The sequence below is a fragment of the Pseudomonas sp. F007 genome (genome assembly GCF_057814275.1).
This window is the reverse complement of the sequence record NZ_JBVATA010000001.1, coordinates 374,342-389,184: the sequence shown is the minus strand read 5'-3', so window position 1 is coordinate 389,184 and position 14,843 is coordinate 374,342. Positions and strand designations below refer to the sequence as shown.

Below are 14,843 nucleotides of genomic sequence, written 5' to 3'. Positions count from 1 at the left end.
TTCGCCAGCAAGCTGGCTCCTACAGGATCACGGTGCATATGAAACCCGTAGGAGCTGGCTTGCCAGCGATAGCGATAGTGCAGGCGCCAAATTACTCGGCGTTACACAGCGCCAAACAGTTATCCAGCATGCGGTTGGAGAACCCCCACTCGTTGTCGTACCAGGCGAGTACCTTGAGCAACTTGCCACTGACCTTGGTGTGATTGGCGTCGAAAATCGACGACAGCGGGTTGTGGTTGAAGTCACTGGAAACCAGCGGCAGGGTGTTGTAGCCGAGGATCTTCGAGTGCTGGCTGGCTTCCTTGAGCAGGGCGTTGACCTGCTCGGCGCTGGCGTCGCGCTTGAGTTGCACGGTCAGGTCCACCAGCGACACATTGATCACCGGCACGCGTACGGCCATGCCGGTCAGCTTGCCGGCCAGTTCCGGCAGCACCAGGCCCACCGCTTCGGCGGCGCCGGTCTTGCTCGGGATCATGTTCTGCGTGGCCGAGCGTGCACGGTACGGGTCGGTGTGGTAGACGTCGGTGAGGTTCTGGTCGTTGGTGTAGGCGTGGATGGTGGTCATCAGGCCACTTTCGATGCCCAGTTCGCGGTGCAGCACCTGGGCCACCGGCGCCAGGCAGTTGGTGGTGCACGACGCGTTGGAAATGATCTGGTGCGACTGGCGCAGGATGTCGTGGTTGACCCCGTACACCACCGTGGCATCGGCGCCCTTGGCCGGTGCCGAGATGATGACTTTGCGCGCGCCGGCGCTAATATGCGCGGCGGCTTTGGCGCGGTCGGTGAACAGACCGGTGCATTCGAACACCACGTCGATTTTCTCTGCCGCCCATGGCAAGTCAGCCGGGTTGCGAATGGCGCTGACCGCAATCCGGTCACCGTTGACCGTCAAGCTTTCCTGATCGTGCTGGACGTCGGCCTCGAAAGTGCCGTGCACAGTGTCGTATTTCAGCAGGTGGGCGTTCATCGAACTGTCGCCCAGATCATTGATGGCGACGATCTGCAGATCCTGACGATAGCCTTGGGTATACAGTGCGCGAAGGACGTTGCGGCCGATGCGGCCAAAACCATTGATTGCGATTCGAAGAGTCATTTGAGCAGCGCCGCCTTCGTTTTGTTGTTGGAATTACAAGATTATTCGCAAAAAAATAGAAAACAAGCCTTTTTGGTGGCAATATTTTGTTCTATCTACAACGAGTGACCTGAATCAACTGGTCCAAATGGTCAGGAAAACCGGTAAAAGCGCAGCTGCGCCGGCTCTTGATCAGCATAGACACGAACAGGTCGCCACATCCGTTAGCCTGGAGTTCTACACATGCATCCCCGCGTACTTGAGGTCACCGAACGGCTTATCACCCGTAGCCGCGCTACCCGTGAGGCCTACCTTGCATTGATTCGCGGCGCCGCCAGTGACGGGCCGATGCGCGGCAAGCTGCAATGCGCCAACTTCGCCCACGGCGTGGCCGGGTGTGGTGCGGATGACAAGCAGAACCTGCGGATGATGAATGCCGCCAACGTGGCAATTGTTTCGTCATATAACGATATGCTCTCGGCCCACCAGCCTTACGAGACCTACCCGGAACAGATCAAACAGGCCCTGCGCGAGATCGGTTCGGTCGGCCAGTTCGCCGGTGGCGTGCCGGCGATGTGCGATGGCGTGACCCAGGGCGAGCCGGGCATGGAACTGGGCATTGCCAGCCGCGAAGTGATCGCGATGTCGACCGCCGTGGCCTTGTCCCACAACATGTTCGACGCGGCGATGATGCTCGGCATCTGCGACAAGATCGTCCCGGGCCTGATGATGGGCTCGCTGCGCTTCGGCCATCTGCCGACCATCTTCGTCCCGGGCGGGCCGATGGTTTCGGGGATTTCCAACAAGGAAAAAGCCGACGTGCGCCAGCGCTACGCCGAAGGCAAGGCCAGCCGCGAGGAGCTGCTGGAGTCGGAGATGAAGTCCTATCACAGCCCCGGCACCTGTACCTTCTACGGCACTGCCAACACCAACCAGTTGCTGATGGAAGTCATGGGCCTGCACTTGCCGGGCGCCTCGTTCGTCAACCCGAACACACCCTTGCGTGATGCCCTGACCCGCGAAGCGGCGTACCAGATCACCCGCATGACCAAGCAGAGCGGCAACTTCATGCCGATCGGCGAGATCGTCGACGAGCGTGCGCTGGTCAACTCGATCGTCGCCCTGCACGCCACCGGCGGTTCGACCAACCACACCCTGCACATGCCGGCGATTGCCATGGCCGCCGGGATCCAGCTGACCTGGCAGGACATGGCCGACCTCTCCGAAGTGGTGCCAACCCTCAGCCACGTCTATCCGAACGGCAAGGCGGATATCAACCACTTCCAGGCGGCGGGCGGCATGTCGTTCCTGATTCGTGAGTTGCTCGGCGCCGGGTTGCTGCATGAAAACGTCAACACCGTGGCCGGTCATGGCCTCAGTCGCTACACCCAGGAACCATTCCTCGAAGACGGCAAGCTGGTCTGGCGTGAAGGCCCGACCGACAGCCTCGACGAAAACATCCTGCGACCGGTCGCTCGGGCATTCTCGCCGGAAGGCGGCCTGCGGGTGATGGAAGGCAACCTCGGCCGTGGCGTGATGAAGGTCTCGGCCGTGGCGCCGGAGCACCAGGTGGTCGAAGCGCCGGCCATGGTGTTCCAGGATCAACAGGACCTGGCCGATGCGTTCCAGGCAGGCTTGCTGGAAAAAGATTTTGTCGCGGTGATGCGCTTCCAGGGCCCGCGCTCCAATGGCATGCCGGAACTGCACAAGATGACGCCGTTCCTCGGCGTGTTGCAGGACCGTGGCTTCAAGGTGGCGTTGGTCACCGATGGGCGCATGTCCGGCGCGTCCGGGAAAATCCCGGCGGCGATCCACGTCAGCCCGGAAGCTTTTGTCGGCGGCGCTTTGGCCCGTGTGCAAGAGGGCGATATGATCCGCGTCGATGGCGTCGAAGGCACCTTGCAGGTGCTGGTCGATGCCGATGAATTTGCCGCGCGTACCCCCGCCACTGGCCTGCTGGACAACGGCATTGGCTGCGGGCGTGAACTGTTCGGCTTCATGCGCATGGCTTTCAGCTCGGCAGAGCAGGGCGCCAGCGCCTTTACCTCTGCCCTGGAGACGCTTAAGTGAAGCTAGCGCTGGTCGGTGACATTGGCGGGACCAATGCACGTTTTGCGTTGTGGAAAGACCAGCAGCTGGCCTCGGTCCAGGTGCTGGCAACCGCCGACTTCGCCTGCCCGGAAGACGCGATTGGCGTCTATTTGAAGGGCCTCGGCCTGGCGCCTGGCGCGATCGGCTCGGTGTGCCTGTCGGTGGCGGGGCCGGTGAGTGGTGATGAATTCAAGTTCACCAACAACCACTGGCGCCTGAGTCGTCAAGCGTTCTGCCAGACCCTGCAGGTCGAGCAATTGTTGCTGGTCAACGATTTTTCGGCGATGGCCCTCGGCATGACGCGCCTGCAGCCGGGCGAGTTCCGTGTGGTCTGCGAGGGCACGCCGCAGCCGTTGCGGCCGGCGGTGGTGATCGGTCCCGGCACGGGCCTGGGCGTTGGCACCCTGCTCGATTGCGGCGAGGGTCGTTGGGCGGCGTTACCGGGCGAAGGTGGACATGTCGACCTGCCGTTGAGCAGCCCGCGGGAAACCCAGTTGTGGCAGCAGATCCACAGCGAGATCGGTCACGTCAGCGCCGAAACCGCCCTCAGTGGCGGCGGCTTGCCTCGGGTCTACCGGGCGATCTGCGCGGTGGACGGCCATGAGCCGGTGCTCAATACTCCACAGGAAATCACCGCCGCCGGCCTGGCGGGCGATCCGATTGCCCTCGAAGTGCTGGAACAGTTCTGCTGCTGGCTGGGCCGTGTCGCCGGCAACAATGTACTGACCACCGGCGCGCGCGGCGGTGTGTACATCGTCGGCGGGGTGATTCCACGGTTTGCCGATTTCTTCCTGGAAAGCGGTTTTGCTCGTTGCTTTGCCGACAAGGGCTGCATGAGCGAGTATTTCAAGGGCATTCCGGTGTGGCTGGTGACGGCGCCGTATTCGGGTCTGATGGGGGCTGGGGTGGCGTTGGAGCAATCCTGAGACCGCGGCGCCTGCATCGCTGGCAGGCCAGCTCCTACAGATTTGCGGCGCCTGCATCGCTGGCAGGCCAGATCCCACACCTGTAGGAGCTGGCGCCCGCTTGCGGCTTGCCAGCGAACAGGACCTTTCACACAACCAGGCTCCAAACCCAATCGGCCATACTCCGTCCCTAATTCCAACAACAAGGATGCCGCCCGTGAGCGCAGTCAACAAATCGATTTTGCTGGTCGATGACGATCAGGAGATCCGCGAGTTGCTGGACACCTACCTGACCCGCGCCGGTTTCCAGGTGCGCACCACGCCCGATGGCGCCGGTTTTCGCCAGGCGCTGAACGAAGCGCCGAGCGACCTGGTGATCCTTGATGTGATGCTGCCCGACGAAGACGGTTTCAGCCTGTGCCGTTGGGTGCGCCAGCATCCGCGTCAGGCGCATGTGCCGATCATCATGCTCACCGCCAGTTCCGACGAAGCTGACCGGGTGATCGGCCTGGAGCTCGGCGCTGACGATTACCTCGGCAAACCCTTCAGCCCTCGTGAATTGCAGGCGCGGATCAAGGCCCTGTTGCGTCGTGCGCAATTCGGCCAGGAACGTTCCGGCGGTGAAGTGTTGGCCTTCGATGACTGGCGGCTGGACATGGTCAGCCACCGGCTGTTTCACACCGATGGCGAAGAAGTGATTCTGTCCGGCGCCGACTTTGCCCTGCTGAAACTGTTCCTCGATCACCCGCAGCAAATCCTCGACCGCGACACCATCGGCAACGCCACCCGCGGTCGCGAGCTGATGCCCCTCGACCGCATCGTCGACATGGCCGTCAGCCGCTTGCGCCAGCGCCTGCGTGATACCGAAAAACCGGCGCGGCTGATCCGTACCGTGCGCGGCAGTGGCTACCAACTGGCGGCCAATGTGGTTGCCGGCAATGGTCACTAAAGTGCTGGCGCAAGTGCCGGTACCGCGTTCACTGCTCGGGCGGATGCTGTTGCTGACGCTCTTGGCGGTGCTGTTCGCCCAGGCGCTGTCGAGCGCGATCTGGGTCTCGCAACTGCGCGCCACGCAACTGGAAGGCCTGGTCACCGCCGCACGCAGCCTCGCCCATTCGATGACCGCCAGCGTCAGTTACTTCCGCTCGTTGCCGGTGGCCTATCGGCCGCTGGTCCTCGACCAGTTGCGCAGCATGGGCGGCACCCGATTCGTGGTGACCCTCAACGACAAACCGCTGGACATGCAACTGCTGCCACCGACCCCACGCAAGCAAGCGGTGCTGGCGGCGGTGGACGAAGTGCTGCGCCAATCCCTGGGGGCGGACACCGACATCTCCGTGCAATTCGTCAGCCCGGATGACCTGCGGATTTTCAATGGCGGGCTGAAGCTCGATGAATTGCCACGCTCCTGGGCGCACTACGCCCTGACCCTGGAGCCGGTCAACCCGCCGGTGCTGGTGACTCAGATAAAACTGGCCCAGGGCGAGTGGCTGTACATCGCCTCGCTGCTGCCGGAGCCCTACACCAGCCTCGAAGAGCAGGGCCTGCCGGCGCAACAGGTGTGGTTCATCCTGCTCACCAGTGGCTTCCTGCTGTTGTTCATTGGCTTGCTGGTGCACTGGCAAAGCCGGCCGCTCAAGCGCCTGGCGCGGGCCGCGCGGGACATGTCGCTGGGCGCCGATGTGCAACCGGTGGCCGAGGGCGGCGGCAGTGAGGTGGTCGAAGTCGGACGGGCGTTCAATGCCATGCGCGAACGGATCAGCCGCTACCTGACCGAGCGCAGCCAGTTGTTCAGTGCTATTTCCCATGACCTGCGCACCCCCATCACCCGCCTGCGCCTGCGGGTCGAGCTGCTGGAAGACGAGCAACTGCAGTACAAGTTCGGCCGCGACCTGGATGAGCTGGAGTTGCTGGTCAAGGGCGCCCTGCAATGCGTCAAGGACACCGACATTCACGAGAACATCGAACCGGTGGATCTCAACCTGGTGCTCGATTGTTTGGTCGAGCCTTACCTGGCGCCCATCGGCAATGGCCGCGTGACCCAACAGGGGCGGGCGCTGGCGCCGTATCCGGGCAAACCATTGGCGCTCAAACGCTGCATCGGCAACCTGATCGACAATGCCCTCAAGTATGGGCAGAACGCCCATCTGCACATCGAGGACGACGACGGTGCCTTCATCCTGCACGTCGACGACGAAGGCCCCGGTGTTCCCGAGCAGCGCCTGGAACAGGTCTTCGAGCCGCATTTCCGCCTGGCCGGGCAGCAACAGGGTTATGGCCTGGGGCTCGGTATCGCGCGCAACATCGCCCACAGTCATGGCGGCGAGGTCAGCCTGCAGAACCTGCGCGAAGGCGGCTTGCGGGTGACGTTGCAGTTGCCGCGCTCAGTGGATTAGTGCCGATTGTCACCAGGCGGTGACATAACCCACCGCCTTCGTTACCTGCGCGTCCTGACCCCTTGTTTAGACTCCGTTGCAGTCATAACAACAAGAAAGGTACGCCATGAATTCCGCTCCCGCCCATCACCAATGGCTGGCCGATGAGGGCCTGCGCCTGCTGACGTTTGCCAAGGCCTCACGCCTGCCCGCAGGCTTCGGCAACCTTGATCAAAAGGGCCGCCTGCCGGCCGATGCCACGGCACAGACCATGAACACCGCGCGCATGACCCACAGCTTCGCCCTGGCCCATATCCAGGGCCTGACGGGGTTTGCGCATCTGGTGGATCACGGCATCGACGCGCTGATGGGGCCGTTGCGCGACGCCGAGTACGCTGGCTGGTTCGCAACGGCTGATGCGCAGGACAACGACAAGGCCGCCTACCTGCACGCCTTTGTCGCGCTGGCGGCGAGTTCTGCGGTCGTCGCCCGGCGACCAGGTGCTCAGGCCTTGCTCAGCGAGGCAATCAACATCATCGACAGCTATTTCTGGAGCGAGGAGGAGGGCGCCCTGCGCGAGTCCTTCAACCGCGACTGGAGCATCGAGGAGGCCTATCGCGGCGCCAACAGCAACATGCACGCCACCGAAGCCTTCCTCGCCCTGGCGGATGTCACCGGTGACAGCCGCTGGCTCGAGCGGGCGCTGCGGATTGTCGAGCGAGTGATTCACCAGCATGGCGCGGCTAACGACTACCTGGTGATCGAACATTTCGACCGGCACTGGCGGCCGCTGCGTGACTACAACCAGGCCAACCCGGCCGACGGTTTTCGCCCGTTCGGCACCACGCCGGGTCATGGTTTCGAGTGGGCACGGCTGTTGTTGCACCTGGAAGCCGCGCGCATCCAGGGTGGGCTCGTCACCCCCGACTGGCTATTGAGTGATGCCCGGCAACTGTTCGCCAACAACTGCCGGTACGCCTGGCAAGTCGATGGCGCGCCGGGGCTGGTCTACACCCTCGACTGGCAGCAACGCCCGCTGGTGCGCCAGCGCCTGCATTGGGTGCACTGCGAAGCCAGCGCCGCGGCCAGCGCCTTGCTCCAGCGCACGGGGGAGAGTGAATACGCAACCTGGTATCGGCGTTTATGGGACTACAGCGAGCATCACCTGATCGACCGCGTCGACGGCAGCTGGCACCACGAGCTCGATGTGCAGAACCGCCCGAGCAGCGAGATCTGGGGTGGCAAACCAGACCTCTATCACGCCTGGCAGGCAGTGCTGATCCCACGATTGCCGTTGGCGCCGAGCCTCGCCACGGCATTGGCCCAGGGCTCTGCTGCAAGGGTTGTGTAACCATATGGTGACATTTGCCCGTCGCTTCGTTACCTGCGCCACGGATCAGCCTGTTTAAACTCGTTTGCAGCGCAAGCACCAGACTTGCATGCATAACAACAAGAAAGGTACTTCAGATGAATGCGATTTCTCGCCTCGCCACTGTCATTTCCCTTGCCTCACTGTTCCCCCTCAACGCTATGGCCGCTGACCCGAAAGGTTCCGTGGAAGTCGTGCATTGGTGGACGTCGGGCGGTGAAAAAGCAGCGGTGGATGTGCTCAAGGCACAGGTCGAAAAAGACGGCTTTACCTGGAAGGACGGCGCCGTCGCCGGTGGTGGCGGTGCAACGGCCATGACCGTGCTCAAGAGCCGTGCGGTCGCCGGCAACCCACCGGGTGTGGCGCAGATCAAGGGCCCGGACATCCAGGAGTGGGGCAGCACCGGCCTGCTCAGCACCGATGCCCTGAAAGAAGTGGCCAAGGCGGAAAACTGGGATGGCCTGCTGTCGAAGAAGGTCTCCGACACCGTCAAGTTCGAAGGTGATTACGTCGCCGTGCCGGTGAACATCCACCGCGTCAACTGGCTGTGGATCAACCCTGAAGTGTTCAAGAAGGCCGGGATCGACAAGGCCCCGACCACCCTCGAAGAATTCTACGCCGCCGCCGACAAACTCAAGGCCGCCGGCTTCATCGCGCTGGCCCACGGTGGTCAGCCATGGCAGGACAGCACCGTGTTCGAAGACGTGGTGCTGTCGGTGATGGGCGCAGACGGCTACAAGAAAGCCCTGGTGGATCTCGACCAGAAAACCCTCTCCGGCCCGGAGATGGTCAAGTCGTTCACCGAGCTGAAAAAACTCACTGGCTACATGGACCCCAACCGCGCCGGGCGTGACTGGAATATCGCCGCCGCGGAAGTGATCAACGGCAAGGCCGGCATGCAGATGATGGGTGACTGGGCCAAGAGCGAGTGGACCGCCGCGCATAAAGTTGCCGGCAAGGACTACCAGTGCGTGCCGTTCCCGGGCACCGAAAAAGCCTTCACCTACAACATCGATTCGCTGGCGGTGTTCAAGTTGAAAGCGGATCGCAAAGGCGATATCGCCGCCCAGCAGGACCTGGCCAAGGTCGCCCTGGGCAAGGACTTCCAGAAGGTCTTCAGCATCAACAAGGGCTCGATCCCGGTGCGCACCGACATGCTCAACGAGATGGATGCACTGGGCTTCGACGCTTGCGCCCAGGCTTCGGCCAAAGACTTCCTGGCGGACGACAAGTCCGGTGGCCTGCAGCCAAGCATGGCGCACAACATGGCCACCTCGCTGGCCGTGCAGGGCGCGATCTTTGACGTCGTGACCAACTTCATGAACGACAAGGATGCCGACCCGGCCAAGGCCAGTGCGCAACTGGCCTCGGCGGTCAAAGCGGCCCAGTAATCCCTGACATAGTCCTTCCCTGATTGGAACGGGGGCTTTGTAGGAGCTGGCGCCCGCTTGCGGCTTGCCAGCGATGCAGGCGACTCGGTTTGTCGATGAACCCGGTTGATGCCTTCGCTGGCAAGCCAGCTCCTACAGAATCCTGTTCCAACCGGGACGGCGCAGTGTCGATTCATTTCTCTTCACCTGGATTATCCCGATGAGCTCTGTGGCGGTTTTCAGCAAAGCCTCACCGTTCGACGCCCTGCAACGCTGGCTGCCCAAACTGGTTTTGGCGCCCAGCATGCTGATCGTCCTGGTGGGCTTCTACGGTTACATCATCTGGACGTTTGTCCTGTCCTTCACCAACTCCAGCTTCATGCCGAGCTACAAGTGGGTCGGCCTGCAGCAATACATGCGCCTGATGGACAACGATCGCTGGTGGGTCGCGAGCAAGAACCTGGCGCTCTTTGGCGGCATGTTCATCGGCATCAGCCTGCTGCTCGGAGTATTCCTCGCGGTGCTGCTGGACCAGCGCATCCGCAAGGAAGGTTTCATCCGCACCATCTACCTGTACCCGATGGCGCTGTCGATGATCGTCACCGGTACTGCCTGGAAGTGGCTGCTGAACCCGGGCCTGGGCCTGGACAAGATGCTGCGTGACTGGGGCTGGGAGGGCTTTCGCCTGGACTGGCTGGTGGATCAGGATCGGGTGGTCTACTGCCTGGTGATCGCCGCCGTATGGCAAGCCTCGGGGTTTGTCATGGCGATGTTCCTCGCCGGTCTACGGGGTGTCGATCAGTCGATCATCCGTGCCGCCCAGGTCGACGGTGCGAGCCTGCCGACCATCTACCTGAAGATCGTCCTGCCGAGCCTGCGCCCGGTGTTCTTCAGCGCCTTCATGATCCTCGCGCACATCGCGATCAAGAGCTTCGACCTGGTGGCAGCGATGACTGCCGGTGGTCCCGGCTATTCCTCCGACCTGCCGGCGATGTTCATGTATTCGTTCACCTTCAGCCGTGGCCAGATGGGCATCGGTTCGGCCAGCGCCATGCTGATGCTCGGTGCCGTGCTGACCATCCTCGTGCCGTACCTGTACTCCGAGTTGCGAGGCAAGCGTCATGACTAATCAACTCGCAAAACCGACCCTGAGTTTCAGTCGAATCGCGATCTACGCCACCCTGCTGCTGGCGGCGGCGGTGTACCTGATCCCGCTGGTGGTGATGCTGCTGACCAGCTTCAAGTCGCCGGAAGACATTCGCACCGGCAACCTCCTGAGCTGGCCGACGGTGATCGACGGCATCGGCTGGATCAAGGCCTGGGACGTGGTCGGCGGCTACTTCTGGAACTCGGTGAAGATCACCGTGCCGGCGGTGCTGATCTCAACCCTGGTCGGCGCCATGAACGGCTACGTGCTGTCGATGTGGCGCTTCCGCGGTTCGCAACTGTTCTTCGGCCTGCTGTTGTTCGGCTGCTTCCTGCCGTTCCAGACCGTGCTGCTGCCGGCCTCGTTCACCATCGGCAAACTCGGCCTGGCCAACACCACCACCGGCCTGGTGCTGGTGCACATCGTCTACGGGCTGGCGTTCACCACGCTGTTCTTCCGCAACTACTACGTGAGCATCCCCGACGCCCTGGTCAAGGCGGCACGCCTGGACGGCGCGGGCTTCTTCACCATCTTCGGCAAGATCCTGCTGCCGATGTCGATTCCGATCGTGATGGTCTGCCTGATCTGGCAATTCACCCAGATCTGGAACGACTTCCTGTTTGGCGTGGTGTTCGCCAGTGGCGATGCGCAACCGATCACCGTGGCCCTGAACAACCTGGTCAACACCAGCACCGGGGCCAAGGAATACAACGTTGACATGGCCGCCGCGATGATCGCCGGGCTGCCGACACTGCTGGTCTACATATTCGCTGGCAAGTATTTCCTGCGTGGGCTGACGTCCGGCGCGGTCAAGGGGTGAAACATGGCAACTCTCGAATTACGCAACGTCAACAAAACCTACGGCGCCGGTTTGCCGGACACCCTGAAAAACATCGAGTTGAAGATCGATGACGGCGAATTCCTGATCCTGGTCGGCCCGTCCGGTTGCGGTAAGTCGACGCTGATGAACTGCATCGCCGGCCTCGAGCAGATCAGTGGCGGCGCGATCCTGGTGGACGACGCCGACATCAGCGGCATGAGCCCCAAGGATCGCGACATCGCCATGGTGTTCCAGTCCTATGCGCTGTACCCGACCATGAGCGTGCGCGACAACATCGCCTTCGGCCTGAAGATCCGCAAGATGCCCGCCGCCGAGATCGACGCGGAAGTGGCGCGAGTGTCCAAGCTGCTGCAGATCGAACACCTGCTCAGCCGCAAGCCGGGCCAGTTGTCCGGTGGTCAGCAACAGCGCGTGGCCATGGGCCGGGCGCTGGCGCGGCGGCCGAAGATTTACCTGTTCGACGAACCGCTGTCCAACCTCGACGCCAAGCTGCGGGTCGAGATGCGCACCGAAATGAAGCTGATGCACCAGCGCCTGAAGACCACCACTGTCTACGTGACCCACGACCAGATCGAGGCCATGACCCTCGGCGACAAAGTGGCGGTGATGAAGGACGGCATCATTCAGCAGTTCGGTACGCCGAAAGAGATCTACAACGACCCGGCCAACCTGTTCGTGGCGAGCTTCATCGGTTCGCCGCCGATGAACTTCATCCCCCTGCGCCTGCAGCGCAAGGACGGTCGCCTGCTGGCGCTGCTCGACAGCGGCCAGGCGCGTTGCGAGCTGCCGCTGGGCATGCAGGACGCCGGCCTGGAAGACCGCGAAGTGATCCTCGGCATGCGCCCGGAACAGATCGTCCTGGCCAGTGGCGACGCCAACGGCTTGCCGAGCATCCGCGCCGAAGTCCAGGTCACTGAACCGACCGGTCCGGACACCCTGGTGTTCGTCAATCTGAACGACACCAAAGTCTGCTGCCGCCTCGCCCCTGATGTGGCGCCGCAGGTGGGCGAGACCCTGACCCTGCAGTTCGATCCGGCCAAGGTGCTGCTGTTTGACGCCAAGACTGGGGAGCGGTTGGGGGTTGCCGGTGTGCCACAAAGCGAAACCCGAGCCGCCAACGTCACCCAATTCAAAGGCCGCTGAAAATTGTAACTGTAGGAGCGAGCCTGCTCGCGATGGAGTGTCAGTCGACATCAATGCAGCTGACACACCTTCGCGAGCAAGCTCGCTCCTACAGAGGACTACGCAATCCAATAACAATAAACGAGGAAGTAGGGATGAAATCGAAGAACAACGCCCGGTTGATCTGCCAGGTCACCGCCGCCGCAGCCCTGGTGCTCGCCGGCAATGCCATGGCCGCTGATGCCTTCAGCGCCGACTCGAAATGGATGACCGGCGACTGGGGCGGCGAGCGCACCAAGCTGATCGAGCAGGGCATCGACATCAAGATGGACTATGTCGGTGAAGTCGGTGGCAACCTGCACGGCGGTTTCAATGACGACAAGACTGCCCGCTACGCCGACCAGTTCGGCCTGGGCGCAGCGCTGGACCTGGAGAAGCTGTTCGGCTGGGACAACACCCAGGCCAAGATCCAGCTGACCAACCGTAACGGCGAGAACATCTCCAACGATCGTATCGGCGACCCGCGCGCCGGCACCCTCAGCTCGTCCCAGGAAGTCTACGGCCGTGGCCATATGGTCCGCCTGACCCAGCTGTGGATCCAGCACCAGTTCCTCGACAACACCCTCGACGTCAAGGCCGGTTACTTTGGCGAAGGCGAGGACTTCAACACCTTCCCCTGCGAGTTCCAGAACCTGGCGTTCTGCGGCTCCCAGGTGGGTAACTGGGCCACCAACATCTGGTACAACTGGCCGGTCAGCCAGGCGGCGATTCGCGTGAAATACAACATCACGCCAGAGTTCTACGCGCAGATCGGCGCGTACAACCAGAACCCGTCGCAGCTCGAGCACGGCAACGGCTTCAAGCTCAGCGGCAGCGGCACCGCAGGTACGGTGTTGCCGGTCGAATTGGTCTGGTCGCCGAAGGTCAACAACCTGCCGGGCGAGTACCGCGTCGGTTACTACAAGAGCACGGCCGATGCCAACGACGTGCGCGAGGACGACAACGGCCAGGACGCCGCGACCACCGGTGACGGCTACCGCGTGCACGACAGCAAGCACGGCTACTGGTTCGTCGCCCAGCAGCAACTCACCAGCCACAACGGCGATGCCTCGCGTGGCCTGAACGTCGCCGCCAACGCCACCTTCCACGACAAGGACACCAACGTCGTCGACAACTACCAGTCGCTGATGTTTGTCTACAAGGGCCCGTTCGATGCACGTCCGAAGGACGATATCGGCATCGGTTTCGCGCGGATTCACGTCAACGATGACGTGAAGAAAAACGCCGAGCTGACCAACGCCGCCAACGGTGTCAGCAGCTACACCGACCCGCTGTTCGCGCCGCTGCGCAGCACCGAGTACAACTACGAGCTGAATTACGGCATCCACGTCACCAACTGGCTGACCGTGCGCCCGAACCTGCAATACATCACTCACCCAGGCGGTGTGGATGAAGTCGACAATGCGCTGGTCGCCGGCCTGAAAATTCAGTCGGTGTTCTGACGCGGTTGCGATAAGCTCCTCTCAATGTGCGCATTTTTGCGGACGGCCGTGGCTGTCCGCTTTTTTTTGCGCCGGACATGAGCTCGCAACGACAACAATGAATTCGGGACCTTGGCACATGCCAGAGCATCCGCTGCAACGTTTCTTCAAATCCATGCGCGAGCGCCCGGTGTTCGCCTGGGAGCGCTATCAGAAGCGCGACGTGCTGGTGATCGACCATCCGCTGTGCCAGGCGGTGTTCAGCCGCCAGGGCGCGCAGCTGCTGCATTTCCAGCCGGCGGGGCACAAGCCGTGGTTGTGGTGCGCGGCCAAGTGGCCGCAGGTCGGCGCCATTCGTGGCGGCGTGCCGGTGTGCTGGCCGTGGTATGGCCGTCATCCCAGCGAAAATGCCTGGCCGTCCCATGGCTGGGCGCGACTGCTCGACTGGAAGCTGATCGACAGCACCAGTGACGAAGATGGCGTGCGCCTGCACTGGCAATTGCAGCTATGCGACTGGCAAGTGGACCTGCACGCGCACCTCGGTGAGCGCATGGACCTGCGCCTGAGCACCGAGCATCAGGACAGCCTGCCGTGCCAGTTGAGCCATGCTTTGCACGCTTACTGGCGTATTGGCGATGTCGGTGAGGTAGCGCTGTCTGGGCTCGATGGAGCCCAGGGTTACGACCAGCTCAAGCGCGAGAATTGCCAGCAGGAGGGCGAGTTGCGGGTCGACGGCGGCTGCCAGCGAGTGTTCCAGCATGACGGCGAATTGCAGCTCAACGACCACGCCTGGGATCGGGCGTTGTACATCGATACCGGGGCCTCGGCCGATACGGTGGTCTGGCACCCCGGCTCACGACCGCTGTTGGGGGTGAGCTGGAATGAGGTGTCGGAGTTTGTCTGTGTCGAAGCGGCGAGTGGCGGCACCGACAGCCTGTGCCTGAAGCCCGGGGAGCGGGCGCATTTGAGTTTGCAGGCGCGGGTGGGGGGGTAGTTCGGGGATTTGTTGTGTGGCTGCCGGCCTCTTCGCGGGCAAGCCCGCTCCTACAGTTCATTCGCGCCGAGCACAA

The 14,843-nt window shown here is 62.5% G+C and carries 12 protein-coding genes; 11 read left to right on the top strand and 1 reads right to left on the bottom strand.

All coding sequences use genetic code 11. From position 1 onward, the window contains the following. Window positions 1-91: 91 nt before the first annotated feature. On the bottom strand, window positions 92-1,093 hold the full coding sequence (gene gap / locus ACZYR5_RS01955; RefSeq protein ID WP_489088140.1) for a type I glyceraldehyde-3-phosphate dehydrogenase: 1,002 nt from the start codon (window positions 1,091-1,093) through the stop codon (window positions 92-94). 222 nt (window positions 1,094-1,315) lie between these two features. Between gap and edd the strand changes: the two genes are divergently transcribed. From edd to ACZYR5_RS01900, 11 genes are all read left to right on the top strand, one after another. Next, complete coding sequence (edd, locus tag ACZYR5_RS01950; protein WP_027619858.1) at window positions 1,316-3,142, top strand: phosphogluconate dehydratase; 1,827 nt, start codon at window positions 1,316-1,318, stop codon at window positions 3,140-3,142. Further along, window positions 3,139-4,089, top strand: coding sequence for a glucokinase (locus ACZYR5_RS01945; RefSeq protein WP_489088141.1), 951 nt, complete (start codon window positions 3,139-3,141; stop codon window positions 4,087-4,089). Before edd ends, ACZYR5_RS01945 begins: the two co-directional genes overlap by 4 nt. 196 nt (window positions 4,090-4,285) lie before the next feature. Next, window positions 4,286-5,017: a response regulator gene (locus tag ACZYR5_RS01940; protein ID WP_489088142.1), complete on the top strand. Its 732-nt coding sequence runs from the start codon at window positions 4,286-4,288 to the stop codon at window positions 5,015-5,017. Then, window positions 5,007-6,464 carry an ATP-binding protein gene (locus ACZYR5_RS01935; RefSeq protein ID WP_489088143.1) on the top strand — a complete coding sequence of 486 codons (1,458 nt, stop codon included), beginning with the start codon at window positions 5,007-5,009 and terminating at the stop codon, window positions 6,462-6,464. The genes ACZYR5_RS01940 and ACZYR5_RS01935 overlap by 11 nt, the downstream gene beginning before the upstream one ends. 106 nt (window positions 6,465-6,570) lie before the next feature. Further along, window positions 6,571-7,794, top strand: coding sequence for a D-mannose isomerase (locus ACZYR5_RS01930; RefSeq protein ID WP_489088144.1), 1,224 nt, complete (start codon window positions 6,571-6,573; stop codon window positions 7,792-7,794). Window positions 7,795-7,910: 116 nt separating this feature from the next. Next, the gene (locus ACZYR5_RS01925) at window positions 7,911-9,203 is read left to right on the top strand and encodes an ABC transporter substrate-binding protein (protein WP_489088145.1); all 1,293 of its coding nucleotides are present in this window, start codon (window positions 7,911-7,913) and stop codon (window positions 9,201-9,203) included. Between the two features lie 199 nt (window positions 9,204-9,402). Beyond that, a complete protein-coding gene (locus ACZYR5_RS01920; protein WP_489088146.1) occupies window positions 9,403-10,311 on the top strand; it encodes a carbohydrate ABC transporter permease in 909 nt (302 codons plus the stop codon). Next, window positions 10,304-11,149, top strand: a complete 846-nt coding sequence (locus tag ACZYR5_RS01915; RefSeq protein WP_489088147.1) for a carbohydrate ABC transporter permease — start codon at window positions 10,304-10,306, stop codon at window positions 11,147-11,149. The genes ACZYR5_RS01920 and ACZYR5_RS01915 overlap by 8 nt, the downstream gene beginning before the upstream one ends. Before the next feature lie 3 nt (window positions 11,150-11,152). Beyond that, window positions 11,153-12,313 carry an ABC transporter ATP-binding protein gene (locus ACZYR5_RS01910; protein WP_489088148.1) on the top strand — a complete coding sequence of 387 codons (1,161 nt, stop codon included), beginning with the start codon at window positions 11,153-11,155 and terminating at the stop codon, window positions 12,311-12,313. 134 nt (window positions 12,314-12,447) lie between these two features. Continuing rightward, the gene (locus ACZYR5_RS01905; protein WP_489088149.1) at window positions 12,448-13,794 is read left to right on the top strand and encodes a carbohydrate porin; all 1,347 of its coding nucleotides are present in this window, start codon (window positions 12,448-12,450) and stop codon (window positions 13,792-13,794) included. A 118-nt stretch (window positions 13,795-13,912) separates the two neighbouring features. Beyond that, a complete protein-coding gene (locus ACZYR5_RS01900) occupies window positions 13,913-14,767 on the top strand; it encodes a D-hexose-6-phosphate mutarotase (protein ID WP_489088150.1) in 855 nt (284 codons plus the stop codon). Window positions 14,768-14,843 lie beyond the last annotated feature (76 nt).